The 23,660-nt window shown below is 71.5% G+C and carries 22 protein-coding genes and 1 pseudogene; 10 read left to right on the forward strand and 13 right to left on the reverse strand.

Annotation, left to right across the window (positions count from 1 at the left end; all coding sequences use genetic code 11):
- Positions 1–109: 109 nt before the first annotated feature.
- Positions 110–559: a group III truncated hemoglobin gene (locus ACIQKA_RS09215; RefSeq protein ID WP_383151058.1), complete on the reverse strand. Its 450-nt coding sequence runs from the start codon at positions 557–559 to the stop codon at positions 110–112.
- Between the two features lie 73 nt (positions 560–632).
- Positions 633–1,706, reverse strand: a complete 1,074-nt coding sequence (locus tag ACIQKA_RS09220; RefSeq protein ID WP_402540534.1) for a hypothetical protein — start codon at positions 1,704–1,706, stop codon at positions 633–635.
- A gap of 249 nt (positions 1,707–1,955) precedes the next feature.
- Here ACIQKA_RS09220 and ACIQKA_RS09225 point away from each other — a divergent pair, with 249 nt between their 5' ends.
- Positions 1,956–3,110, forward strand: a complete 1,155-nt coding sequence (locus ACIQKA_RS09225; RefSeq protein ID WP_383151056.1) for an alkaline phosphatase PhoX — start codon at positions 1,956–1,958, stop codon at positions 3,108–3,110.
- On the opposite strand, the gene ACIQKA_RS09230 is transcribed toward ACIQKA_RS09225, so the two are convergent.
- From ACIQKA_RS09230 to ACIQKA_RS09245, 4 genes are all read right to left on the reverse strand, one after another.
- Positions 3,080–4,105 carry a helix-turn-helix domain-containing protein gene (locus tag ACIQKA_RS09230; RefSeq protein ID WP_383151055.1) on the reverse strand — a complete coding sequence of 342 codons (1,026 nt, stop codon included), beginning with the start codon at positions 4,103–4,105 and terminating at the stop codon, positions 3,080–3,082. The two genes, ACIQKA_RS09225 and ACIQKA_RS09230, sit on opposite strands and share 31 nt — an antisense overlap.
- 670 nt (positions 4,106–4,775) lie before the next feature.
- Entirely contained in the window at positions 4,776–7,487 is a 2,712-nt protein-coding gene (gene ppdK, locus ACIQKA_RS09235) for a pyruvate, phosphate dikinase (protein WP_383151054.1), read from the reverse strand.
- A 356-nt stretch (positions 7,488–7,843) separates the two neighbouring features.
- The gene (gene dusB, locus ACIQKA_RS09240; RefSeq protein WP_383151053.1) at positions 7,844–8,980 is read right to left on the reverse strand and encodes a tRNA dihydrouridine synthase DusB; all 1,137 of its coding nucleotides are present in this window, start codon (positions 8,978–8,980) and stop codon (positions 7,844–7,846) included.
- A 156-nt stretch (positions 8,981–9,136) separates the two neighbouring features.
- Positions 9,137–9,367: a DUF6243 family protein gene (locus ACIQKA_RS09245; protein ID WP_402540536.1), complete on the reverse strand. Its 231-nt coding sequence runs from the start codon at positions 9,365–9,367 to the stop codon at positions 9,137–9,139.
- A 202-nt stretch (positions 9,368–9,569) separates the two neighbouring features.
- Here ACIQKA_RS09245 and ACIQKA_RS09250 point away from each other — a divergent pair, with 202 nt between their 5' ends.
- A complete protein-coding gene (locus ACIQKA_RS09250; RefSeq protein WP_383440643.1) occupies positions 9,570–10,625 on the forward strand; it encodes an aldo/keto reductase in 1,056 nt (351 codons plus the stop codon).
- Positions 10,626–10,676: 51 nt separating this feature from the next.
- Positions 10,677–11,264: a TetR family transcriptional regulator gene (locus ACIQKA_RS09255; RefSeq protein ID WP_376232604.1), complete on the forward strand. Its 588-nt coding sequence runs from the start codon at positions 10,677–10,679 to the stop codon at positions 11,262–11,264.
- A 106-nt stretch (positions 11,265–11,370) separates the two neighbouring features.
- On the opposite strand, the gene ACIQKA_RS09260 is transcribed toward ACIQKA_RS09255, so the two are convergent.
- The gene (locus tag ACIQKA_RS09260; protein ID WP_383151049.1) at positions 11,371–12,753 is read right to left on the reverse strand and encodes a glycine--tRNA ligase; all 1,383 of its coding nucleotides are present in this window, start codon (positions 12,751–12,753) and stop codon (positions 11,371–11,373) included.
- 234 nt (positions 12,754–12,987) lie between these two features.
- On the opposite strand from ACIQKA_RS09260, the gene ACIQKA_RS09265 reads away from it, so the two are divergent.
- The 4 genes from ACIQKA_RS09265 (at position 12,988) to ACIQKA_RS09280 (ending at position 16,167) form a co-directional block, all read left to right on the forward strand.
- Positions 12,988–13,977, forward strand: a complete 990-nt coding sequence (locus ACIQKA_RS09265) for a metal ABC transporter substrate-binding protein (protein ID WP_402540539.1) — start codon at positions 12,988–12,990, stop codon at positions 13,975–13,977.
- 26 nt (positions 13,978–14,003) lie between these two features.
- Positions 14,004–14,789 carry a metal ABC transporter ATP-binding protein gene (locus ACIQKA_RS09270; RefSeq protein WP_402540540.1) on the forward strand — a complete coding sequence of 262 codons (786 nt, stop codon included), beginning with the start codon at positions 14,004–14,006 and terminating at the stop codon, positions 14,787–14,789.
- Position 14,790: 1 nt separating this feature from the next.
- A complete protein-coding gene (locus tag ACIQKA_RS09275) occupies positions 14,791–15,684 on the forward strand; it encodes a metal ABC transporter permease (protein ID WP_402540541.1) in 894 nt (297 codons plus the stop codon).
- A 72-nt stretch (positions 15,685–15,756) separates the two neighbouring features.
- Entirely contained in the window at positions 15,757–16,167 is a 411-nt protein-coding gene (locus tag ACIQKA_RS09280; RefSeq protein ID WP_383151045.1) for a Fur family transcriptional regulator, read from the forward strand.
- 78 nt (positions 16,168–16,245) lie between these two features.
- On the opposite strand, the gene ACIQKA_RS09285 is transcribed toward ACIQKA_RS09280, so the two are convergent.
- The 4 genes from ACIQKA_RS09285 to ACIQKA_RS09300 form a co-directional block, all read right to left on the reverse strand.
- On the reverse strand, positions 16,246–17,070 hold the full coding sequence (locus ACIQKA_RS09285) for an isoprenyl transferase (RefSeq protein WP_376232724.1): 825 nt from the start codon (positions 17,068–17,070) through the stop codon (positions 16,246–16,248).
- Positions 17,071–17,093: 23 nt separating this feature from the next.
- Positions 17,094–17,843: a DNA repair protein RecO gene (gene recO / locus ACIQKA_RS09290; RefSeq protein ID WP_383151044.1), complete on the reverse strand. Its 750-nt coding sequence runs from the start codon at positions 17,841–17,843 to the stop codon at positions 17,094–17,096.
- Between the two features lie 88 nt (positions 17,844–17,931).
- On the reverse strand, positions 17,932–18,147 hold the full coding sequence (locus tag ACIQKA_RS09295; RefSeq protein ID WP_062755819.1) for a hypothetical protein: 216 nt from the start codon (positions 18,145–18,147) through the stop codon (positions 17,932–17,934).
- The gene (locus tag ACIQKA_RS09300; RefSeq protein ID WP_402540542.1) at positions 18,144–18,404 is read right to left on the reverse strand and encodes a hypothetical protein; all 261 of its coding nucleotides are present in this window, start codon (positions 18,402–18,404) and stop codon (positions 18,144–18,146) included. Before ACIQKA_RS09300 ends, ACIQKA_RS09295 begins: the two co-directional genes overlap by 4 nt.
- A 92-nt stretch (positions 18,405–18,496) precedes the next feature.
- On the opposite strand from ACIQKA_RS09300, the pseudogene ACIQKA_RS09305 reads away from it, so the two are divergent.
- The 3 genes and pseudogenes from ACIQKA_RS09305 to ACIQKA_RS09315 all read left to right on the forward strand — a co-directional run.
- Positions 18,497–18,922: pseudogene (locus ACIQKA_RS09305) on the forward strand (Scr1 family TA system antitoxin-like transcriptional regulator); the annotation flags it as partial.
- Entirely contained in the window at positions 18,907–19,173 is a 267-nt protein-coding gene (locus ACIQKA_RS09310) for a DUF397 domain-containing protein (RefSeq protein ID WP_402540543.1), read from the forward strand. The pseudogene ACIQKA_RS09305 and the gene ACIQKA_RS09310, both read left to right, overlap by 16 nt.
- 144 nt (positions 19,174–19,317) lie before the next feature.
- Positions 19,318–20,688: an FAD-dependent oxidoreductase gene (locus tag ACIQKA_RS09315; RefSeq protein WP_402540545.1), complete on the forward strand. Its 1,371-nt coding sequence runs from the start codon at positions 19,318–19,320 to the stop codon at positions 20,686–20,688.
- An 82-nt stretch (positions 20,689–20,770) separates the two neighbouring features.
- Here ACIQKA_RS09315 and ACIQKA_RS09320 read toward each other — a convergent pair whose 3' ends face one another.
- Positions 20,771–21,463, reverse strand: coding sequence for a TerB family tellurite resistance protein (locus ACIQKA_RS09320; RefSeq protein ID WP_402540546.1), 693 nt, complete (start codon positions 21,461–21,463; stop codon positions 20,771–20,773).
- A gap of 244 nt (positions 21,464–21,707) precedes the next feature.
- Positions 21,708–23,480, reverse strand: coding sequence for a 2-isopropylmalate synthase (gene leuA, locus ACIQKA_RS09325; RefSeq protein ID WP_383151040.1), 1,773 nt, complete (start codon positions 23,478–23,480; stop codon positions 21,708–21,710).
- Positions 23,481–23,660: the final 180 nt, after the last annotated feature.

Here is a 23,660-nt window from a genome sequence, read left to right on the forward strand (position 1 = left end):
CGGCCCACCCGGTCCGCCGAGGTCCGTCCGGCCCTCTCCGACCCGCCGAGGCCCGCCCGGCCCCGCCCGGTCCGCCGAGGCCCGCCCGGCCCTCCCCGACCCGCCGGGGTCAGGCCGCGGTGCGCAGCCGGAGGGCCGCGAGGGGCACGAACCCCCCGCTCCCGCCCCCGGTGGACGCGTCGGGCCCGGCGAGCCGCCGCAGCATGGCCAGGGCGATCCGCTCGCCCTGCGCCTTGGCCCGCTCGGCCAGCGGCCCCTCGTGGAGCCCGTCGACGGAGGCGCGCCAGAGCTGCACCCAGCGCCCGAAGTGGGCGGCGGTGAGCGGCCGGGCGGAGTGGAGGGCGGCGTGCGGGGCGAAGGCGTCCCGCCCGTAGGAGGCGGTGCGGAACAGGGCCCGCTCCCAGAAGTCGGTGATCCCCGGCAGGTGCGCCTCCAGATCGGTGCCGGCGACCTCCGTGAAGAAGGGCCCGATGAGCGGGTCGGCGAAGGCCTCGGTGTAGAAGCGGCGCAGCAGCGCGTCGAGGTCGGCGCGGTCGCTGATGTCCCGGGTGGCACGCATGCCCCCAGTCTCCCCCGGCCCGGCCGGCCTCCCCAGTGCCGAAGGTCCCGGGCCCTCGCCCGGGCCCCGCGCCTCAGCCGTCCGCGCCCGCCGCGCTCCAGCGGTGCAACGTCCCGCTCTCCTCGTCGTACGTGAGCCAGGTGCCGTCGCCGAGCGGGCGGGCCGGACCGTCGCCGGGGTCCGAGGGGTACGCGACGCGGCCGCGCACCTCCAGGGTGGTGGCGTCGAGGAGCCAGTGGCGGACGCCCTCGTCGTCCTCGTCGCACTCGTAGCCGGTGCAGGCCAGGACGGTGCCGGCGTCGACGAACCCGCCCGCGCAGTCCCACGGCACCTCTTCCCCGCGCTCCTCCCGTTCGGCCAGGACCGTGCCGTCGAGGGCGTGCAGCCGCAGGTCCGCGCCGTGGTGCTCGACGGTGAGGAAGCCCCCGTGGGCCGGATGGGCGTCGAGGAGGATGCGGTCCGCCGTGTCGTTCAGGTCCCACGCGGTGACCTTCCCGCCGTCCAAGCGCCCCCAGTACAGCAGGATTCCGTCCTGGCCCATGCCGACGCAGAGCCCCATGTGGACGCCGTCCGGGTGGGAGAGGTGGTGCGAGCCGGCGGCCGCGCCGTCGCCGAGGGGCAGCAGGGCGAGCTCGCGCCCGTCGCGGGCGTCCAGGACGGCCCAGGCCTCGTCGTACTCCTCGCCCGCGACCGCCACGTGCGCCCAGACGGACCGGCCGTCGTCGGAGACCCGGCACGAACCGTGCTCGAAGCCGGCGCAGACCTCCTGCTCGTCGCCGGTGTGCGGATGGCCGGCCCGGGGACCCCAGCAGGCGTGCCGGTACTCCCACAGCGTCGTGCCGTCCGCGCCCACGGCCCGTACCGCCCGCTGTCCGGCGAAGACCGCGAAGGACCCGTCGGGGCTCAGCGAGACCCGGCCCCGGGTCCACCCGGGCCACGGCACGGGGAAGACGGCCCGCGGCCCCCGCCCCCCGGCGAACAGCTCGTCCGGGTGGTACGCCTCCAGGTCGGCGCCCCGGAACAGCAGGGCGCGGCGCGCACCGCCGGCGCGGGACTCGAAGGCGCCGTCGGCCACCAGGGACAGGGCGTCGGGCAGGGGCACCGAACCGAGCGGGCGCGCGGGAACCGGCGGCGGGGAGATGGACATCCCCCGAAGGTAACGGCCGCCTCCGGCGCCCCGGCCCCCGCCCCCGCAATCGCGGCCGCACCCCACCCTCACGGTCGTCCCCCACCCGACAGCCGCCGCCCGCCCCCATACCCCCGCCCCACACCCGCCGTCTCCCCTTCACCGCTCGTTGTCGCCCCGTCAACTCCCCGCTCCTAGGTTCCGGAGACGCGCGACCCCGTCGCCGACCGGTGCGGCGGGGCGGTTCACCATCCTTCTCGGGAGTGAGACGTGGAGCGACGCGGTTTCCTGCGCGGAGCGGTCATCGGTACCTCGGCCGCCGCCTTCGGCGGCAGCCTGTGGCACGGCGCGGCCTTCGCCGCCCCGGCACAGCCCGGCGCGGGCCCCTACGGGGCGCTCGGCCCGGCGGACGCGAACGGCATCCTGCTTCCGGCCGGGTTCACCAGCCGGGTGATCGCCCGGTCCGGCCAGACGGTCACCGGCACCTCGTACACCTGGCACAACGCTCCCGACGGCGGCGCCTGCTTCGTCGACGGCACCGGCTGGATCTACGTCTCGAACTCGGAGGTCAACCCGAGCGGCGGCGCGAGCGCGGTGCGGTTCGACGCGTCGGGCGCGATCACCGGCGCGTACCGCATCCTCTCCGGCACCCGGCAGAACTGCGCGGGCGGCGCCACCCCGTGGAACACCTGGCTGTCCTGCGAGGAGGTGTCCCTCGGCTACGTCTACGAGTCGAACCCGTGGGGCGGCACGGCCCACCGCCGGGACGCGATGGGCCGCTTCAAGCACGAGGCGGCGGCGGCCGACCCGGTCCGCAGGGCGATCTACCTGACCGAGGACGAGACGGACGGCTGCTTCTACCGCTTCCTGCCCACCACCTGGGGCAACCTCTCCTCCGGCACCCTCCAGGTCTTCAAGGCGTCCACGGCCACGTCCGGCACCTTCACCTGGCAGAACGTGCCGGATCCGGACGGCTCCCCGACCGTCACCCGCAACCAGGTCTCCGGCGCCAAGCGCTTCAACGGCGGCGAGGGCTGCTACTACGCGAACGACACCGTCTGGTTCACCACCAAGGGCGACAACCGGGTCTGGCAGGTCAACCTGGCCGCCGGCACGTACGAACTGGCCTACGACGACTCGCTGGTCTCCGGCGGCGCCCCGCTCACCGGCGTCGACAACGTCACGGGCACCTCCTCCGGCGACCTGTACGTCGCCGAGGACGGCGGGAACATGGAGATCTGCGTCATCACCCCGGACGACGTCGTCGCGCCGTTCCTGCGGATCGGCGGCCAGTCCGGCTCGGAGATCACCGGACCGGCCTTCTCGCCCGACGGCAGGCGGCTGTACTTCTCCAGCCAGCGGGGCACGAGCGGCAGCTCCTCGGGCGGCATCACCTACGAGGTGACGGGTCCGTTCCGCGCGTAGCAGCGCAGTTCCACCTTCTTCTGCTGGGCGCCGCCGAGGAGGGCGGCGCCCAGCGGCGTCAGGGTGTGCAGGACCGCGTTGCCGTGGCGCAGCGTCGCGATGAGCCCGGCCTCGCGCAGGACGCCGGCGTGCTGGCTGGCCGAGGCGAGCGACACCCCGGCGCGGCGCGCGAGTTCGCTGGTCGTGCCGCCGTCGCCGATGGCGTGCAGCACCGCCGAGCGGGTCTGGCCGACGAGCTTGGCGAGCGAGGAGCCGCCCGGCGCGCGGACGGTCGGCGCCTCGCCGTGGGTGACGGGGTAGACGAGGACCGGCGGCAGCGCGGGGTCGCGCAGCACGACGGGCGTCCCCCGGCAGAAGTACGAGGGCTGGAGCAGCAGTCCGCGCCCGTCGAGGTACACGTCCCGGTCCACCGGGTAGTCGGCCTCCAGGACGGGCGCGCGCCAGCGCAGCATCGGCGGCAGCGAGGCGAGGAGTTCCTCGGCGCCGCCGTCCAGGAGGGCCCGGCCGCGGCGGGCCCGGTCGGCCTCGACGCGGGCCAGGATGTGCGGCCAGTAGGGCTCGACGACGGCCCGGTGGTAGCCGCGCAGCGCCCCCACGAGCCGGTCGAAGGGCTCCGCTCCCCCGTCGGCCAGGGCGCGCAGCGAGTGGGGCACGGTCCGTCCGCCGGAGCGGTCGGCGGCGAGGAGCGAAAGCTCTCCGCGCAGCCGTCCCGGGTCGGTCGCGCGGATCGCCTGGAGGCCTTCGTCGAGGCCGTTGACGCCCTCGGCGGGCGTCAGGAAGTCGGGGAAATACCCCCTGCCGGGGACGAGGGCGGCGAGGAGGCGGGTCTCACCGCCGAGCCGCGCCCGCGCCTCCGCCCGCCATTCTCCGTAGACGACGGGGCCGCGCCGGTCCCTTAACCGGTGAAAGCTCAGAATCGTTTCCCACAGAACATCCGGCCGGGCCGCCGTCCGCACCCCCGCCAAGTCGTTTCCGGTGAAATGAATCCGCAGCATGAGGTCCCCACCTGTGCACTCGCAACCACCCCCGACGTCGAGTATGCACAGCATCACTGCACGTTACCAGGGTGTTTCAGCCACAGTTGAAAAGCATCGCGGCGAACGGGGCGGAACCGAAAAGCTGTACGGGTCGGGCAGGAAACCTTCTGGACCGAGGTGACGTGGTGAAGACCGTGGGGGGCTTTGCCCGTCCGGCGGCGGTCGGCGAGGGTTGCGGCTCACCTGCCCGGCATCGGTAAAGGGCGCGGCCTCCGGGTGGGGATCCGGGGGTCGCGCCCGTCCTGTTCTTTGCGGCGCGGAAACAGAAAAGTTCAATGGCCAATAATTCAATCGGCCGTAATTGAACACGAATCCACATCCGATCGACGGCCCGGCGAAATGAGCGGCCGGGCCCCGGGGAGAAAAACGACGGGACGGACACCTCCGCACAAAGGTGTCCGTCCCGTCCCTGTGAATCCGGAGCCGCCGCCCGCCGGTGAGGGTGGTGAGGTGGACCGGCGGCGGCCCCGGGGGTTCGGTGAATCCGCTGCTGAACGGGGGTTCAACAGGGATCCGGGCCCGCGCTGAACGGGGGTTCAGGAGCGGATCGGGCCCTCCCCCGGACCGGCGGTCCGGGAAGGGGCCCGGCAGGCTCCCGAACCGGGGCCCGGGAGCGGGCCGCACCGCCTCAGCGGCTGTCGCTGCCCTTCGACTCGGCCGCCGCGCGGCCCGCCTCCAGACGCGCCACCGGAATCCGGAAGGGCGAGCAGGAGACGTAGTCGAGGCCGACCTCGTGGAAGAAGTGCACCGACTCCGGGTCGCCGCCGTGCTCGCCGCAGACGCCGAGCTTGATGTCGGGGCGGGTGGCGCGGCCGGCCTCGACGGCGCTGCGGACCAGGGCGCCCACGCCGTCCTTGTCGATGGTCTCGAAGGGGCTGACGCCGAAGATGCCCTTCTCCAGGTACGCCGTGAAGAAGCTCGCCTCCACGTCGTCGCGGGAGAAGCCCCACACCGTCTGCGTCAGGTCGTTGGTGCCGAAGGAGAAGAACTCGGCGGCCTCGGCGATCTGGCCGGCGGTGACGGCGGCGCGCGGCAGCTCGATCATGGTGCCGAGCGCGAGCCTCAGGTCGACGCCGGTCCGCGCGCGGACCTCCTCGATGACCTGTTCGGCCTCCTCGCGGACGATCTCCAGCTCCTGGACGGTGCCGACGAGCGGGATCATGATCTCGGCGCGCGGGTCGCCCTTGGCGTCGATCCGCTGGGCCGCGGCCTCCGCGATGGCGCGGACCTGCATGGTGAACAGGCCGGGGATGACCAGGCCGAGGCGGACGCCGCGCAGACCCAGCATCGGGTTCTGCTCGTGCAGCCGGTGCACGGCCTGGAGCAGGCGCAGGTCGTTCTCGTGGGGCTCCTTGCGGGACTCGGCGAGGGCGACGCGGACCGACAGCTCGGTGATGTCGGGCAGGAACTCGTGCAGCGGCGGGTCGAGCAGCCGGACCGTGACGGGCAGCCCGTCCATGGCCTCGAAGAGCTCCACGAAGTCCTGCTTCTGGAGCGGCAGGAGGGCCTTGAGGGCGTCCTCGCGCTCGGCGTCCGTGTCCGCGAGGATCAGGCGCTCGACGTACTGGCGGCGCTCGCCGAGGAACATGTGCTCGGTGCGGCACAGGCCGATGCCCTGGGCGCCGAAGCGGCGGGCGCGCGAGGCGTCCTCGGCGTTGTCGGCGTTGGCGCGGACCCGCAGGCGGCGGACGCGGTCGGCGTAGGCCATGATCCGGTGGACGGCCTGGACCAGCTCGTCGGCGTCGTCGGCGCCGGCGTGCATCCGGCCCTCGAAGTACTCGACGACCGGGGACGGTACGACGGGTACCTCGCCGAGGTACACCTTGCCGGTGGAACCGTCGATGGAGACGACGTCGCCCTCCTCGACCACCTGGCCGTCGGAGGTGGTCATCCGGCGGCGCTTGGTGTCGACCTCCAGCTCCTCGGCGCCGCAGACACAGGTCTTGCCCATGCCGCGGGCGACGACGGCGGCGTGCGAGGTCTTGCCGCCGCGGGAGGTGAGGATGCCCTCGGCGGCGATCATGCCGTCCAGGTCGTCGGGGTTGGTCTCGCGGCGGATCAGGATGACCTTCTCGCCGGAGCGGGACCACTTGACGGCCGTGTACGAGTCGAAGACGGCCTTGCCGACGGCGGCGCCCGGGGAGGCGGCGATGCCGCGCCCGATCTGCTCGACCTTCGCGCCCTCGTCGAACTTGGGGAACATGAGCTGGGCGAGCTGGGCGCCGTTGACGCGCTGGAGCGCCTCGGCCTCGTCGATCAGGCCCTGGTCCACGAGCTGGGTGGCGATGCGGAAGGCGGCACCGGCGGTGCGCTTGCCGACGCGGGTCTGGAGCATCCAGAGCTGGCCGCGCTCGATGGTGAACTCGATGTCGCAGAGGTCCTTGTAGTGGGTCTCAAGGGTCTCCATGATGTGCATGAGCTGGTCGTACGACGTCTTGTCGATCGACTCCAGGTCGGCCAGCGGCACCGTGTTGCGGATGCCGGCGACGACGTCCTCGCCCTGCGCGTTCTGGAGGTAGTCGCCGTAGACGCCCTGGTGGCCGGAGGCGGGGTCGCGGGTGAAGGCGACGCCGGTGCCGGAGTCCGGGCCCAGGTTGCCGAAGACCATCGAGCAGACGTTGACGGCGGTGCCGAGGTCGCCCGGGATGCGCTCCTGGCGGCGGTAGAGCTTGGCGCGGTCCGTGTTCCAGGAGTTGAAGACGGCCTCGATGGCGAGGTCCATCTGCTCGCGCGGGTCCTGCGGGAAGTCGCGGCCGGTCTCGGCCTTCACGATCTTCTTGAACTGCTTGACGACCTTCTTGAGGTCGGCGGCGTCCAGGTCGGTGTCGCTGGCGGCCTTCTTGGCGGCCTTGACCTCGTCGAGCGCGTCCTCGAAGAGCTCGCCGTCGACGTCCAGGACGGTCTTGCCGAACATCTGGATGAGGCGGCGGTACGAGTCCCAGGCGAAGCGCTCGTTGTCGGCCTGGCGCGCGAGGCCGGCGACGGACTCGTCGGAGAGGCCGATGTTGAGGACGGTGTCCATCATGCCCGGCATGGAGAACTTCGCGCCGGAGCGGACGGAGACGAGCAGCGGGTCGTCGGCCTGGCCGAGCTTCTTGCCCATCTTCCGCTCCAGGGCGTCGAGGTGCGCGCTGACCTCGTCGCGGAGCGCGGCCGGCTCCGAGCCGCTCTCGAGGTAGACCTTGCACGCCTCGGTGGTGATCGTGAAGCCGGGGGGAACCGGCAGACCGAGGTTGGTCATCTCGGCCAGGTTCGCGCCCTTGCCACCGAGCAGGTCCTTCAGGTCCCTGTTGCCCTCGGTGAAGTCGTAGACGAACTTCTGATCATTGTTTTCCGACACGGGCCACGACTCCTCGACGACTCGGTTGGCTGCCCTGACGGCGAGGAACATACCCAGATCGAAGGCTTCTAGGGAGGTACGCCTAGCGGTCAGCTGGTCTTAACCACCCGTCCGCCAGCGCTTCGAAAGTAACCAAGCAGTAGCTTTCGCTTTCAGAGCCCGAAGGCTCCATGACCCAAAACAGAGGGACAGTGCTCACGTGAGCGCCTATGGCGACGCTTGCGTTCAACCTTTGAACGCAAAAAGGGTGGCACCGGGTGCCACCCTTCAGGCGGTGCAGATGGCCGTAACCTGCTCATGTGAGCACCCACCCCCTCAAGGGTGGCGAGGATCACTCCCCGAGAAAGGCTTGAATCTCAGCCGCCGGACGTGTCCAGCTCCGCGTCCTCGCTCACGCCGGAGCAGTCGTACGGGTCCTTCAACCAGCCGTCCGGCAGGACAACCCGGTTGTTTCCGGACGTACGGCCGCGGGGGCCGTCCGCGCCGACGGGCCAGGCCTGGTCCAGGTCGAGCTCGCTCAACTGAGCGCGCAGCTCGTCCAGGGAGGAGGTGATCGCCAGCTTCTTGCGCATCTCCGAACCGACCGCGAAGCCCTTCAGGTACCAGGCGACGTGCTTGCGGAAGTCGATGACACCGCGTGCCTCGTCCCCGAGCCACTCGCCGAGCAGCCGCGCGTGCCGCACCATCGCGTCCGCGACCTCCCGCAGGTGCGGCCGGGCATAGGCGCCCGTGCCCTCGAAGCCCGCCACAAGGTCCCCGAAGAGCCACGGGCGGCCCAGGCAGCCGCGTCCGACGACCACGCCGTCGCAGCCGGTCTCGCGCATCATCCGCAGGGCGTCGTCGGCCGACCAGATGTCGCCGTTGCCGAGGACCGGGATCTCCGGCACGTGCTCCTTGAGGCGCGCGATGGCGTCCCAGTCGGCCGTGCCGCCGTAGTGCTGGGCCGCCGTCCGCCCGTGCAGGGCGATCGCCGTGACGCCCTCCTCGACCGCGATCCGGCCCGCGTCCAGGAAGGTGATGTGGTCGTCGTCGATGCCCTTGCGCATCTTCATCGTGACCGGCAGGTCGCCCGCGTTGGTCACGGCCTCGTGCAGGATCGCCCGCAGCAGCGGCCGCTTGTAGGGCAGGGCCGAGCCGCCGCCCTTCCGGGTCACCTTGGGGACCGGGCAGCCGAAGTTCAGGTCGATGTGGTCGGCCAGGTCCTCGTCGACGATCATCCGCACGGCCTTGCCGACCGTCACCGGGTCCACCCCGTAGAGCTGGATCGAACGCGGCTTCTCCGTCTCGTCGAACCGGATGAGCTGCATCGTCTTCTCGTTGCGCTCGACCAGGGCGCGCGTCGTGATCATCTCGCTCACGAACAGCCCCTTGCCGCCGGAGTACTCGCGGCAGAGGGTGCGGAAGGGGGCGTTGGTGATGCCGGCCATCGGGGCGAGCACCACCGGCGGCTGCACGATGTGCGGCCCGATGGCGAGGGGGGTGAACGCGGTCATGGGCCCATTGTCGCGTACGGCGGCGGTCATGAGTCAGCCGTACTGTCCGCACATGCCCGACCTCACGTCCGGGCGGCCCCGGCCGGTCCGGACACGGGGGTACGGCGGAGGGGCCGGCGCGCGCGTGCGCGCCCCGGCCCCTCCGTCACGTCGCGCCTACTCCCGGTCGGTGCCCGCGGGAGCGGCGTCCCGAGCGCCCCCGGCGCCCTCCGTGCCGCCCTCGGCTCCCTGCGCGCGTTCGCGCATCTTCTTCAGGAGCTCCTGCTTCTGGTCCTCGGCCGTGCGCCGGTCGGCGGCGCGGTCCCGGGTGGTGGCCTGCTGGTCGGCGCGGGACAGCTTCTTGCGCTGTCCGCCGACGCCGAGGAGGTTGTTGCGGCCCTTCGCCATGGGGTTCTCCCGTCAGTGGTGAGGTGGTCGGTGGTCGGGCCGGGTCAGCCCCGGCACGGAGTGCTCACTCGTAGATCTGGAAGAACGCGTACATGCCGGGGACGCTACCCCGGCCCCGTCCCGGCGGCACCCGATTTTCCCCGCACCACCCGAAGGAATGACAGATATTGAAATCTGTCATCGCACATGCCATGGTTGAATCATGACCACGACCCGGAGCACCACGTCCTCCCCCGACCGCGTCCCCACCCGTCCGCTCGGCGCCACCGGCCCCCGGGTCTCCGCCCTGGGCCTCGGCTGCATGGGCATGTCCGCGCTGTACGGCGAGAGCGACCGCGCCGAGTCGATCGCGACGATCCACGCCGCCCTGGACGCCGGGGTGACCCTCCTCGACACCGGCGACTTCTACGGGATGGGGCACAACGAACTGCTGATAGCCGAGGCGCTGCGGACCGCGCCCGCCGCCGCCCGCGAGCAGGCCCTCACCAGCGTGAAGTTCGGCGCGCTCCGCACGGTCGAGGGCGGCTTCACCGGCTACGACGGGCGGCCGGCCGCCGTGAAGAACTTCGCGGCGTACTCGCTCCAGCGCCTGGGCACCGACCACATCGACGTCTACCGGATCGCCCGCGTCGACCCGGACGTGCCGATCGAGGAGACCGTCGGCGCCATCGCCGAGCTGGTCGAGGCGGGGCACGTGCGGCACGTCGGGCTCTCCGAGGTCGGCGCGGACACCCTGCGCCGGGCGGCGGCCGTGACCCCGATCGCGGACCTCCAGATCGAGTACTCGCTGATCTCCCGCTCCATCGAGGAGAAGATCCTGCCCACCGCCCGCGAGCTCGGCATCGGGATCACGGCCTACGGCGTGCTCTCGCGCGGCCTGATCAGCGGCCACTTCACCCGGGACCGGGAGCTGGCGCCCGGCGACTTCCGGGGCATGAGCCCGCGCTTCCAGGGCGAGAACCTCCAGCGGAACCTGGACCTGGTGGACCGGCTGCGGGCGCTCGCGGAGGCCAAGGGCGCCTCCGTTGCGCAGATCGCCGTCGCCTGGGTCCTGGCGCAGGGCGAGCGGCGGGGCGCGGACGTCGTGCCGCTGATCGGCGCCCGGCGCCGGGACCGGCTCGCGGAGGCGCTCGGCGCCCTGGACGTCACGCTCGACGCAGCCGACCTGGCGGCGATCGAGGAGGCCGTCCCGGCGGGCGCGGCGGCCGGCGAGCGGTACCCGGCGGCGCAGATGGCGCACCTGGACAGCGAGCACTGACGGGTGTCCGGCAGAGGCCGGCGCTCCGGACCCGCCGGGTACTGTCCTTCCATGGCCGCCACCGAGACCCTGACCGCAGAGCGCATCCTCGAAGCAACCGAGGAGGTGCTGCGGCGCTACGGCCCGGCGAAGGCGACCGTCGTGGACGTGGCCCGGGTCCTCGGCGTCAGTCACGGCAGCGTCTACCGCCACTTCCGCACCAAGGCGGCGTTGCGCGAGGCGGTGACCGAGCGGTGGCTCTCGCGCACCGAGACCGCCCTCGCCGAGCTGACCGCGGCCCCGGACCGGCCGGCGCCGGAGAAGCTGCGCGCCTGGTTCGCCCACCTCTTCGAGGCCAAGCGGCACAAGGCGGGCGACGACCCCGAGCTGTTCGCCACGTACAACGTGCTGATCGACGAGAACAGCGGCGTGGTGGAGCAGCACATCGGCGTCCTGATCGACCAGGTCCGGTCGATCGTGGCGGAGGGCGCCGGGGAGGCGGAGTTCACCGCCCCCGACCCGGACGCGACGGCCCGCGCGCTCTTCGACGCGACCTCCCGCTTCCACGACCCGGCCTACGCGCCGGAGTGGCGGCGCCCGACGATCGAGACCGAGTTCGAGGCCGTGGTGGAACTGCTGCTGCGCGGCCTGCGCGCCTGAGAAGGGCCCGTACGACGGGGAAGCCCCCGGTTCCGTGGTCCGGAACCGGGGGCTTCCCCGTACTGACGTGCTGCCGTACCGCCGTCCTCCAGGAAGGCGCCGCGACTCAGCAGCCGAGGAGGCGGCTGCCCAGGTAGCCCTGGATCTGGTCGAGGGAGACGCGCTCCTGCTTCATGGTGTCGCGCTCGCGCACGGTCACCGCGTTGTCCTCGAGGGTGTCGAAGTCGACGGTGATGCAGAACGGGGTGCCGATCTCGTCCTGGCGGCGGTAGCGGCGGCCGATGGCGCCGGCGTCGTCGAACTCGATGTTCCAGTTCTGGCGCAGGTCCGCCGCCAGGCCCTTGGCCTTCGGGGAGAGCTGCGGGTTGCGGGAGAGCGGCAGGACCGCGGCCTTGACCGGGGCCAGGCGGTGGTCGAGGCGCAGCACGACGCGCTTCTCCATGACGCCCTTGGCGTTGGGGGCCTCGTCCTCGGTGTACGCGTCGAGCAGGAAGGCCAGCATCGTGCGGCCGACACCGGCCGCCGGCTCGATGACGTACGGCGTGTAGCGCTCGTTGGACTCCTGGTCCAGGTAGGTCAGGCTGGCGCCGGAGGCCTTGGAGTGGGCGCTCAGGTCGTAGTCCGTGCGGTTGGCGACGCCCTCCAGCTCGCCCCACTCGCTGCCGCCGAAGGAGAAGCGGTACTCGATGTCGGCGGTGCGCTTGGAGTAGTGGGAGAGCTTCTCCTGCGGGTGCTCGAACCAGCGCATGTTCTCCTCGCGCAGGCCGAGGCCGGTGTACCAGTTCCAGCGCTGCTGCATCCAGTACTCCTGCCACTCCTCGTCCTCGCCCGGCTTGACGAAGAACTCCATCTCCATCTGTTCGAACTCGCGGGTCCGGAAGATGAAGTTGCCCGGAGTGATCTCGTTCCGGAAGGACTTGCCCATCTGCGCGATGCCGAACGGGGGCTTCTTGCGCGCGGTGGTCTGCACCTGGCTGAAGTTGGTGAAGATGCCCTGGGCGGTCTCGGGACGCAGGTAGGCGACGGAGCCGGAGTCCTGGGTCGGGCCGAGGTGGGTGGAGAGCAGGCCCGAGAAGTTCTTGGGCTCGGTGAAGGTGCCCTTGTTGCCGCAGTGGGGGCAGTTGAGGTCGGCGAGGCCGTTCTCCGGGAGACGGCCGTGCTTCTCCTCGTACGCCTCCTCCAGGTGGTCGGCGCGGAAGCGCTTGTGGCAGGAGGTGCACTCGGTCAGCGGGTCGGTGAAGGTGGCGACGTGACCGGACGCCTCCCAGACCTCGGTCGCCAGGATGACCGACGAGTCGATGCCGACGACGTCCTCGCGCGAGGTGACCATGTAACGCCACCACTGGCGCTTGATGTTCTCCTTGAGCTCGACGCCCAGGTGCCCGTAGTCCCAGGCGGCGCGCTGGCCGCCGTAGATCTCGCTACAGGGGAAAACGAAGCCACGGCGCTTGCTCAGGCTGACGATGGTGTCGATCTTGTCGGCGGCCACGGTGCTCTCTTCATTACGACGACGGAAAGGGTGGGAACTGCGGCGCGAAGCGCCTCTGTGGGGGGTGGTGGTCGGGAGACGGGTGGGCGAATGCCACAGGTTACCGGCGCCCGTACCCTCCGCATCAAATCGGTTCCGGGTAAGGGGGACGGGAGGGAGGGCGGAGCGTCGCGTGGGCCGGACCACACGGAAGGCAATTGACAACCGTTTCCAATTTTGTTGAAAATGAGTGTCATGAACGTACGTCGCCTGATACCCACCACCGCCCTCGCCGGAGCCGTCGCGCTCGGCCTCGTCTCCCTCTCCGCCTGCGCCGGGACCTCCGACGCCGCCGACGGGGGCAAGGGCGGCAAGCTGGACGTGGTGACCTCGTTCTATCCGATGCAGTACCTGGCCGAGCAGATAGGCGGCGGCCACGTCGCCGTCGAGACGCTCACCAAGCCCGGCGTCGAGCCGCACGACCTGGAGCTCAAGCCGAAGCAGATCGGCTCGCTCGGCGAGGCCGACGTCATCCTCTACCTCAAGGGCGTCCAGCCCGCCGTCGACGAGGCGATCGCCCAGGCCGGCGCGAAGCACACGGTCGACGCCACCACGCTCACGAAGCTGGAGGCGCACGGCACCGGAGCCGGTCACGACCACGGTCACGGCGAAGAGGGCCACGAGCACGCCGAGGACGAGGGCCACGACCACGGCTCCGAGGCCGGCACCGACCCCCACGTCTGGCTCGACCCCGTGAAGTACGCCGAGGTCGCCAAGGGCGTCGGCAGCGCCTTCGAGAAGGCCGACCCGGACCACGCCGCCGACTACCGGAAGAACACCGACGCCCTGGTGAAGAAGCTCGGCGAGCTGAACACCGAGTTCGAGACGGGCCTGAAGAACACCGCGACCCGCACCTTCATCACCACCCACTCCGCCTTCGGCTACCTCGCCGAGCGCTACCACCTGGAGCAGGAGGGCATCTCCGGCGTCGACCCCGAGTCCGAGCCGAGCCCCGCCCGCATGAAGGAGCTCCAGGAGATCGCGGCCAAGGACAAGGTCTCCACGGTCTTCTTCGAGACCCTGGCGAGCGACAGGACCGCGAAGACCCTCGCCGGCGACACCGGTCTGAAGACCGACGTGCTCGACCCGCTGGAGGGCATCACGGACAAGTCCCGGGGCAGCGACTACATCGAGGTCATGCGCTCCAACCTCACCGCGCTGAAGAAGGCCCTCGGCGCCAAGTGACCACCGCACAGCAGGAGGTACGGCCCATGGCACAGGAAACCGCCACCGAGGCCCCCGAAGCCGTCGTCTCCGTCCGGGGGGCCACCGCGGCCCTCGGCGGCCGCCCCGTCCTCCGGGGCGTCGACCTCACCGTCCACCGCGGTGAGGTCGTCGCCCTGCTCGGCGCCAACGGCTCCGGCAAGTCCACCGCCGTCCGCTCCGTCATCGGCCAGGTGCCGCTGACCAGCGGCACGATCGAGCTGTTCGGGACCGACCGGAAGCGGTTCCGCGACTGGGCCCGCGTCGGGTACGTGCCGCAGCGCACCACCGCCGCGAGCGGCGTCCCCGCCACCATCCGCGAGGTCGTCACCTCGGGCCGCCTCTCCCGCCGCCGCTTCGGCCGGCTCGCCCAGCAGGACCGGGCCGCCGTCGAGCGGGCCATCGCCCTCGTCGGCCTCGCCGACCGCGCCGGGGACTCCGTCGACGCCCTCTCCGGCGGCCAGCACCAGCGGGTCCTGATCGCCCGCGCGCTCGCCTCCGAGCCCGAACTCCTGATCATGGACGAGCCGATGGCGGGCGTGGACCTGGCCAGCCAGGAGATCCTGGCCGCGACCCTGCGCGAGCAGGTCGCGGGCGGCGCCACCGTCCTCCTCGTCCTGCACGAGCTGGGCCCCCTGGAGCCGCTGATCGACCGGGCCGTGGTCCTGCGCGACGGCTGCGTCGTCCACGACGGCCCGCCGCCCGAGGCCGTCGGACAGCACGCGCTGCCCGGCCACGACCACGTACATCCGCACGCGGCCGGCGAGCCGCTCCGCACGGGACTGCTGACCTGACATGGAATTCCTCGAACCCGCCTTCATGCAGCGGGCGCTGATCGCCGCCCTCCTGGTCGGGATCACCGCCCCCGCCGTCGGCGTCTACCTCGTCCAGCGCCGCCAGGCGCTGATGGGCGACGGCATCGGCCACGTCGCCATGACCGGTGTCGGCCTGGGCTTCCTGCTGAACTCCAGCCCGGTCTGGATGGCGACCCTCGTCGCCGTCGCCGGCTCGGTCGCGATGGAGCTGATCAGGGCGTACGGCAAGACCCGCGGCGACCTGGCGCTCGCGCTGCTCTTCTACGGCGGCATGGCGGGCGGCGTGCTGCTGATCAACCTCTCGCCGACCGGCTCCAACGCCAACCTCACCTCGTACCTCTTCGGCTCGCTGACCACCGTCTCGCCGGAGGACGTCACCGCGATCACGGTCCTGGCCGCCTTCGTGGTCCTGGTCACCGTCGGCCTGCGCCGCCGGCTCTTCGCGGTCAGCCAGGACGAGGAGTTCGCCCGGGTCACCGGACTGCCGGTGCGCGCCCTGAACCTGCTGATCGCGGTCACGGCCGCGGTGACCGTCACCGTCGCCATGCGGGTCGTGGGCCTGCTCCTGGTCAGCGCGCTCATGGTGATCCCGGTCGCGGCGGCCCAGCAGCTCACCCGCTCCTTCCGCGCCACTTTCCTCGGCGCGGTCCTCATCGGGGTCGTCGTCTCCCTGTCGGGAACGATCACCACGTACTACGTGGAGGCCCCGCCCGGCGCGACGATCGTGCTGTACGCGATCGGGGTCTTCGTCCTGCTCACGGCGCTCGCCACGCCGCTCGCCAAACGGCGGGCCCGGGCGGCCGGGGCGGACGCGGCGGCCTGCGACGCACGGGTCCCGGCCGGGCGGCGGCCGGGCGACGACGTGAGGGTGTGAGCCACGACCGGTCCGTGGGACACGGGGGGCTGGCAGAATGGCGGGGGCAGACAAGCATCCAAGGAGGCCCCCGTGGTGACGGCAGGACCCCCCGTACGCGGCCGCTCGACCAAGCAGCGGGCCGCCGTGTCGGCGGCACTGAACGAGGTGGACGAGTTCCGCAGCGCGCAGGAGCTGCACGACATGCTCAAGCACCGCGGCGACTCGGTCGGCCTCACCACCGTCTACCGCACGCTCCAGTCCCTGGCGGACGCGGGCGAGGTCGACGCGCTGCGCACCAGCGACGGCGAGACGGTCTACCGCCGCTGCTCGACCGGCGACCACCACCACCACCTGGTCTGCCGCCTCTGCGGCAAGGCCGTGGAGGTGGAGGGCCCCATGGTGGAGCAGTGGGCCGAGGCGATCGCCGCCGAGCACGGCTTCGTGAACGTGGCGCACACGGTGGAGATCTTCGGCACGTGCGCGGAGTGCGCCGCGAAGTGACCTGACGTACATGGACGCCCGTGGGGGCCCGCACCGGACTTTCTCCGGTGCGGGCCCCCACGCGTGCGGCGGGTCCGGTCAGCCCTTGTCGAGGACGGCCAGGTCGGCCGGGTCGACGCCGCCGAAGCGCCGGTCGCGGGAGGCGTACTCGACGCAGGCGCGCCACAGGTCGCGACGGTCGAAGTCCGGCCACAGCACGTCCTGGAAGATCATCTCGGCGTAGCTGCTCTGCCAGATGAGGTAGTTCGAGGTGCGCTGCTCGCCGCTCGGGCGCAGGAAGAGGTCGACGTCCGGCATGTCCGGGTAGTACAGGTACTTCTGGAAGGTCTTCTCGTTGACCTTCGACGGGTCCAGCCTCCCGGCCGCCACGTCCCGGGCGATGGCCTGCGCCGCGTCCGCGATCTCGGCGCGCCCGCCGTAGTTGACGCAGAAGTACAGGGTCATGGCGTCGTTGCCGACGGTCTGCTCCTGGGCGATCTGGAGCTCCTGGACGACCGACTTCCACATCTTGGGCATGCGGCCGACCCAGCGGATGCGGATGCCCAGCTCGTCCATCTCGTCGCGGCGGCGGCGGATGACGTCCCGGTTGAAGTTCATGAGGAAGCGGACCTCGTCGGGCGAGCGCTTCCAGTTCTCGGTGGAGAAGGCGTAGAGGGAGAGGTTCTTGACGCCCATCTCCAGGCAGCCCTTGAGCACGTCCAGGACGACGCCCTCGCCGACCTTGTGGCCCTCGGTGCGCGGCAGGCCGCGCTCCTTGGCCCAGCGGCCGTTCCCGTCCATCACGCAGGCCACGTGGTTCGGCACCAGCTCGGCCGGGAGCTTCGGCGGGCGGGCGCCGGACGGGTGCGGCTCGGGCAGCTTGTACTCCCGGCGCTGCCGCCCGAGGATTCCGCGTCGTGCGATGGCCATGGCGATGGATCTCCTACCTAGGTCTTCTCTACGTATCGCAGGGAGCGCAGGCCACGCTCCAGGTGCCAGTGCAGGTAGGCGGAGACGAGTCCGCTGCCCTCCCTGACGTGACGCGGCTCGCACGCGTCCGCCGTCGCCCAGTCGCCGGTGAGGAGCGCGCTGAGCAGGCCGATGGCCTCCGCAGAGGGTACGACGCTTCCGGGCACCCGGCAGTCGCCGCATATGACTCCGCCCGCCGCGACCGAGAAGAACCGGTTCGGCCCCGGGAGTCCGCATCTGGCGCAGTCCCCGAAGCTGGGCGCGTAGCCGTTCACGGCGAGGGAGCGCAGCAGGAAGGCGTCCAGGATCAGATGGGGGGCGTGCTCGCCCCGGGCGAGGGTCCGCAGGCCCCCGACGAGCAGCAGGTACTGCTGGACGGCCGGCTCGCCCTCGTGGTCGGTGAACCGCTCGGCCGTCTCCAGCATGGCCGTGCCGGCCGTGTAGCGGGCGTAGTCGGTGACGATCCCGCCGCCGTACGCGGCGATGGTCTCGCTCTGCGTGCAGAGCGGCAGGCCGCGTCCGACCAGCTCGCTCCCCCGGGCGAAGAACTGCACGTCCACGTGGGAGAAGGGTTCGAGCCGGGCCCCGAACTTCGACTTCGTGCGCCGCACGCCCCGCGCCACGGCGCGTACGCGCCCGTGACCGCGCGTGAGGAGGGTGATGATGCGGTCCGCTTCACCCAGTTTCTGGGTGCGCAGCACGATGCCGTCGTCGCGGAACAGACTCATGCGGCCCATTCTCCCGTACGGCACCGACACCCGGGTCCGGGGCCGGGCGCCGGTGCCGCACGGGAGCGCTACGGGGCCCCGCCGCCGCTCAAGGCACCTCGCCCCGGCTGCGCGCGTTGACGTGCGCGGTGGCGGCGCTCAGGCGCTCGGCCGAGGTGGCCTCCCGCACCCCCTCGGGCTCCACGTCCCACTCCCGTCCGCCGCCCAGCGGGCGGATCTGGACGTAGGGCCCCTCGTGCCCCATGAGCCTCCCGACCCGTCCGGTGCGGATCTCGACGACGTACGACCCGATGGGCAGCGTCACGATCGACTCTCCTCCCTCGGCAGTACGGCGGCGGCGAGGAGCCGGGCCGTTTCCACCGTGCAGCATCCCAATTCCACGAGCGGCCTCGGGGGATCGGCGGCGAGGGTGACGACGTCGAGGCCGAGCGAGGGAAGGGTGATTCCCGCGCTCGCGAGCGCCTCGCGCAATTCCGCCACCGTCTCTTGCGCGGCTCCGACCGTCCCCGTGGACGCCTTCGTGATGTCTTCCTTCACCAACGTATGCCTTTCTGAATCCATTTCCGGCTTCGCCTCTCCAGGGTGACCCCTGATCCGTAGAATCGTCAGCTGCGCACGCCGACAACTGCGCGGTGGGGCAGGGGAGTTAATCCATGGCCAGAGGCGAGCGGCAGGACGTGCGGGGGTTCTTCGGAGAACTCCCGGAGGAACGCAGGGAGGCGGCGGGCCCCTCCAGGGGCGACCTGGGCGGACGGGTGTTCGTTTCGGGCGGTCGCATCGGCCCGTTCGAGCAGGGAATTCGAAAACCACAGCTCGATGTGGCGAAACGAATCAACGAGATCCTACAAACCGGCGGTATTTTCGAACGAACACGGCGCAAGCTCGTGGACTTCGCGGACCAACCGCCAACGGCCCGTACGGAGACGGAGTTTTCGGGGACGCTCCTCGACGATCCGGCAGGGGTGAAGAATGCACGGCGCGCCTACGATCCGCTCAGGGCCACCGCCTTGTCGCCAGAGGCGTCCCCGACCCCGATCGAGTCGGCGGCGGAGGACTTCGGACGATGCGCGCGTACGACCCGACCCGCGCCCACCGGTTCGAGAACTCCTACGGCAACACGTCGGGCGGCGACCCCGCCGTAGGCTCGTACGACCTCGCGGACGCCGCCCGGCGCAAGAGCAGCAACGGCGACGGCGACGGCGGGAACCGCGTCGAGGCCCTGGACGACGTCCCCGGCGCCGTCCCCGTCCGGGACGGCAAGAACCCCGGCCCCGCCCTCGCTGTGCGGGCCGACGCCTGGGCGGCCTTCGCGGGGCACCTGGCCGGATGACCCCCAAGCCTGCCCTTGGGAAGTCATAAGCCTGCCTTATGACCTCATAGACAGGGGCGGGGTACCGCTCCGGGTCGTGCATTATTTAGGGTGACCTAAGTGTCGGCGGCTTCGCCGCCATGTCGCTGCGAAGGGAACCCTGTCATGCCCCGCCCCCTCCGGGTCGCGATCGTCGGCGCCGGCCCCGCCGGAATCTACGCCGCCGATGCGCTGCTGAAGTCCGAGGCCGCCGCCGAGCCGGGCGTGTCGATCGACATCTTCGAGCGGATGCCGGCGCCCTTCGGCCTGATCCGCTACGGCGTCGCCCCCGACCACCCGCGCATCAAGGGCATCATCACCGCGCTGCACCAGGTGCTCGACAAGCCGCAGGTCCGCCTGTTCGGCAACGTCGACTACGGCACCGACGTGCACCTGGACGACCTGCGCTCCTTCTACGACGCCGTGGTCTTCTCGACCGGCGCCATGGCGGACCGCGAGCTGAAGATCCCCGGCGTGGAGCTGGACGGCTGCCTCGGCGCCGCCGACTTCGCCTCCTGGTACGACGGCCACCCGGACGTCCCGCGCACCTGGGACCTGTCCGCCGAGAAGGTCGCCGTCCTCGGCGTCGGCAACGTGGCCCTCGACATCGCCCGCATCCTGGCGAAGACGGCGGACGAGCTGCTGCCGACCGAGATCCCGGCCAACGTCTACGAGGGCCTGAAGGCCAACAAGGCGCTCGAAGTCCACGTCTTCGGCCGTCGCGGCCCGGCGCAGGCGAAGTTCAGCCCCATGGAGCTGCGCGAGCTGGACCACTCCCCCAACATCGAGGTCGTCGTCAACCCCGAGGACATCGACTACGACGAGGGCTCGATCGCGGACCGCCGCAAGAACAAGCAGACCGACATGGTCGCGAAGACCCTGGAGAACTGGGCGATCCGCGACATCGGCGACCGCCCGCACAAGCTCTTCCTGCACTTCTTCGAGTCCCCGGTCGAGGTCCTCGGCGAGGACGGCAAGGTCGTCGGCCTGCGCACCGAGCGCACCGAGCTGGACGGCACCGGCAACGTCCGGGGCACCGGCCGGACCACCGACTGGGACGTCCAGGCCGTCTACCGCGCGGTCGGCTACCTCTCGGACGAGCTGCCGAAGCTCCCGTGGGACGCCGTCAGCGGCACCGTCCCGGACCAGGGCGGCCGGGTCGTCCAGGAGAACGGCGAGCACCTGGCGTCGACCTACGTCACCGGCTGGATCCGGCGCGGCCCGGTCGGCCTCATCGGCCACACCAAGGGCGACGCCAACGAGACCGTGGCGAACCTCCTGGACGACTTCGCGAACGGGCGCCTGCTCGACCCGGCCGCCCCGGAGACGGACGCCGTCGTGTCCTTCCTGGAGGGCAAGGGCGTCACGTACACCACGTGGGAGGGCTGGTACGCCCTGGACGCCGCCGAGAAGGCGCTCGGCGAGCCGCAGGGCCGCGAGCGCGTGAAGATCGTGGAGCGCGAGGACATGCTGCGCGCGAGCGGCGCCGTCGAGTAACCGCCGCTCCGGTGCGTCGACCGCGAGGACTCGGAGGGGATCCGGGTCCTCGCGGAGCCGTCTCCCGGCGCTTCTCCCGGGCTCAGGAGACCGTCCGCGCGGAGGTGAGCAGCCGGACGGTGTCGTCCGGGGCCAGCGAGAGCGCGTTGCCGACGGTGCCGAGGACCTCCATCTCGGCCGGGCGGTACGGGCCGTCGGCCAGGGCGATCCGGGCCGCCTGGACGAGGATCGACTCCCGCCCGGAGGGGGCCAGGTGCGGGGAGAGCGGCTCCAGCGCCTCGTGCAGCTCGATCGCGAGGAGGGTGCCCTCGGGGTTCACCTCGGGCATGAAGCGCCCCGTGTCGGCCTCCAGGGCCTCCACGAGGTCGACGAGCTGGACGGCCGTGCACTCCGCGAAGCCGGCGGAGCGGACCGCGCTGACGGCCCGGTCCAGGACGGCGCGGGAGTCGGTGCCGCCGGCCGCGAGGACGGCCAGGGCGACGGTGTGGACGCCGTCCCGCAGCATCGCGGAGAAACGGCTCGTCGTCGGGTGGTCGAGCGCCTCCGTGCCGAAGTGCGTGTGACAGGCCGCGCACTCGACGACGGGGCCCGTACAGCCCCGGGGCAGGACGGGGACGCCCAGGACGGCGAACCTGCGGCGGCCGGTGCGCCGCCGGTAGTTGCGGTCGCCCCCGCACACCTCGCAGAAGAACTCGCCGTCCCCCACGGTGTTCCAGGAGGTGCGGATCCCGCAGATGCCCGCTTTCCCATCACGTGAATTCCGGGCAGACCGCATACGCACCTCCTCGACGCCCCGGCTGCGCTGCCGGCGTGGGCGTGATGTTAGCCACATCCGTGATGTGGCGTCAGTACCCCGTCGTCAGTTCACCGTGGAGATGGCCGAGACACGTCACCGTTCGACCGCCGTGGAATCACCCTCCCGGGTGGTCCCGCGTCCGCGTCCCCGCCCCTGCCGGGACGCGGACGCGGCGCTGCCCCGCGCCTTCCGGGAGGGCGCGGGGCAGCGGTGCCGGAGCGGGTCAGCGGGCGGAGCGGTTGACCGCCGAGACGACCGCCTTCAGGGAGGCGCGAGTGGTGTTGGCGTCGATGCCGATGCCCCACAGGACCTTGCCGTCGATGGCGCACTCGATGTACGAGGCGGCCTGCGCGGAGGCGCCCTCGCTCATCGTGTGCTCCTGGTAGTCCAGCAGGCGGGCGTCCACGCCGACGGCCTGCAGCGCGGCGAAGAAGGCCGAGATGGGGCCGTTGCCGGAGCCGGTCAGGACCGTGTCGACGCCGTCCACGACCGCCTCGACGGTCAGCGTGTCCGTGCCGTCGGTGTCGGAGGTGGTCTGGCCGGAGCGCAGCTGGATGCGGCCCCAGCGGGCCGCGGTGCCGTCCGGGCTGGGCAGGTACTCGTCCTGGAAGACGGACCAGATCGCGGCCGGCGTGACCTCGCCGCCCTCGGAGTCGGTCTTCTGCTGGATGATCCGGGAGAACTCGATCTGCATCCGGCGGGGCAGGTCCAGCTTGTGGTCGTTCTTCAGGACGTACGCGATGCCGCCCTTGCCGGACTGCGAGTTGACCCGGATGACGGCCTCGTAGGAGCGGCCGACGTCCTTCGGGTCGATCGGCAGGTACGGGACGGCCCACTCGATGTCGTCCACGGTCTTGCCCCGGGCGGCCGCGTCGGCCTCCATGGCGTCGAAGCCCTTCTTGATGGCGTCCTGGTGGGAGCCGGAGAAGGCGGTGTAGACCAGGTCGCCCGCGTAGGGGTGGCGCGGGTGGACCTCCATCTGGTTGCAGTACTCGCTGGTGCGGCGGATCTCGTCGATCTGCGAGAAGTCGATCTGCGGGTCGACGCCCTGGCTGAACAGGTTCATGCCCAGGGTCACCAGGTCGACGTTGCCGGTGCGCTCGCCCTGGCCGAACAGGCAGCCCTCGACGCGGTCGGCGCCGGCCATGACGGCCAGCTCGGCCGCCGCCACGGCCGTGCCGCGGTCGTTGTGCGGGTGGGCGGAGATGCAGACGTACTCCCGGCGGGTCAGGTTCCGGGACATCCACTCGAACCGGTCCGCGTGCGTGGACGGCGTCGAACGCTCCACGGTGGCGGGCAGGTTGAGGATGATCTCGCGGCCCGGGCCCGGCTGCCAGACGTCGCAGACGGCCTCGCAGACCTCCAGGGCGAAGTCCAGCTCGGTGTCGGTGAAGATCTCGGGGCTGTACTGGTAGCCGAAGGTCGTCTCCGGGCCCAGCAGCTTCTCCGCGTACTCCATCACCAGGCGCGTGCCGTCCACGGCGATCTGCTTGATGTCCTCCTTCGAGCCGCGGAAGACGACCCGGCGGAAGGTGGGCGCGGTGGCGTTGTACAGGTGGACGGTGGCCCGCTTCGCGCCGACCAGGGACTCCACGGTCCGCTCGATCAGGTCCTCGCGGGCCTGGGTCAGGACGGAGATGGTGACGTCGTCCGGGATCGCGCCCTCTTCGATGATGGAGCGCACGAACGCGAAGTCGGTCTCGCCGGAGGACGGGAAGCCGACCTCGATCTCCTTGTAGCCCATGCGTACGAGCAGGTCGAACATCTCGCGCTTGCGGGCCGGGGACATCGGGTCGATCAGGGCCTGGTTGCCGTCGCGCAGGTCGGTGGACAGCCAGCGGGGGGCCTTGGTGATGCGCCGGTCGGGCCAGGTTCGGTCGGGGATCTCGACGGCCTCGTACCGGCCGTACTTGTGGATCGGCATCCCGGACGGCTTCTGCAGCGGGGCCTCGTTGGTGACGGGCGTGGGGCGGCCGATGAACGGGGACTGCGACATTGCGTAGGGCTCCTCGGGTCCAGCGGAGAGAAGGACGGCCGACTGTCGAACGCAACACCAGGTCCCGCGGGGAGGGGGTCGGCCTACGACTACAGGCCCTCGCCGCGGCAGCTAAGGAGAAGCAGCCCGAAACGCATGATGTGCCGCAGCTTAGCCCAGGGACGTGGAGGCGGACGTCCC

Origin of the sequence: Streptomyces sp. NPDC092045, from assembly GCF_044756005.1 — a bacterium.
Classification (GTDB): Bacteria; Actinomycetota; Actinomycetes; order Streptomycetales; family Streptomycetaceae; genus Streptomyces.

Excerpts from the sequence above, each read along its gene's own strand:
- ACIQKA_RS09215 (WP_383151058.1), bottom strand. The coding sequence starts at position 559 with ATGCGTGCCACCCGGGACATCAGCGACCGCGCCGACCTCGACGCGCTG.
- ACIQKA_RS09220 (WP_402540534.1), bottom strand. The coding sequence starts at position 1,706 with ATGTCCATCTCCCCGCCGCCGGTTCCCGCGCGCCCGCTCGGTTCGGTG.
- ACIQKA_RS09230 (WP_383151055.1), bottom strand. The coding sequence starts at position 4,105 with ATGCTGCGGATTCATTTCACCGGAAACGACTTGGCGGGGGTGCGGACG.
- dusB (WP_383151053.1), bottom strand. The coding sequence starts at position 8,980 with ATGACCGCGTTCACCCCCCTCGCCATCGGGCCGCACATCGTGCAGCCG.
- ACIQKA_RS09245 (WP_402540536.1), bottom strand. The coding sequence starts at position 9,367 with ATGGCGAAGGGCCGCAACAACCTCCTCGGCGTCGGCGGACAGCGCAAG.
- ACIQKA_RS09250 (WP_383440643.1), top strand. The coding sequence starts at position 9,570 with ATGACCACGACCCGGAGCACCACGTCCTCCCCCGACCGCGTCCCCACC.
- ACIQKA_RS09255 (WP_376232604.1), top strand. The coding sequence starts at position 10,677 with ATGGCCGCCACCGAGACCCTGACCGCAGAGCGCATCCTCGAAGCAACC.
- ACIQKA_RS09265 (WP_402540539.1), top strand. The coding sequence starts at position 12,988 with ATGAACGTACGTCGCCTGATACCCACCACCGCCCTCGCCGGAGCCGTC.
- ACIQKA_RS09270 (WP_402540540.1), top strand. The coding sequence starts at position 14,004 with ATGGCACAGGAAACCGCCACCGAGGCCCCCGAAGCCGTCGTCTCCGTC.
- ACIQKA_RS09275 (WP_402540541.1), top strand. The coding sequence starts at position 14,791 with ATGGAATTCCTCGAACCCGCCTTCATGCAGCGGGCGCTGATCGCCGCC.
- recO (WP_383151044.1), bottom strand. The coding sequence starts at position 17,843 with ATGAGTCTGTTCCGCGACGACGGCATCGTGCTGCGCACCCAGAAACTG.
- ACIQKA_RS09300 (WP_402540542.1), bottom strand. The coding sequence starts at position 18,404 with ATGGATTCAGAAAGGCATACGTTGGTGAAGGAAGACATCACGAAGGCG.
- ACIQKA_RS09310 (WP_402540543.1), top strand. The coding sequence starts at position 18,907 with ATGCGCGCGTACGACCCGACCCGCGCCCACCGGTTCGAGAACTCCTAC.
- ACIQKA_RS09315 (WP_402540545.1), top strand. The coding sequence starts at position 19,318 with ATGCCCCGCCCCCTCCGGGTCGCGATCGTCGGCGCCGGCCCCGCCGGA.
- ACIQKA_RS09320 (WP_402540546.1), bottom strand. The coding sequence starts at position 21,463 with ATGCGGTCTGCCCGGAATTCACGTGATGGGAAAGCGGGCATCTGCGGG.
- leuA (WP_383151040.1), bottom strand. The coding sequence starts at position 23,480 with ATGTCGCAGTCCCCGTTCATCGGCCGCCCCACGCCCGTCACCAACGAG.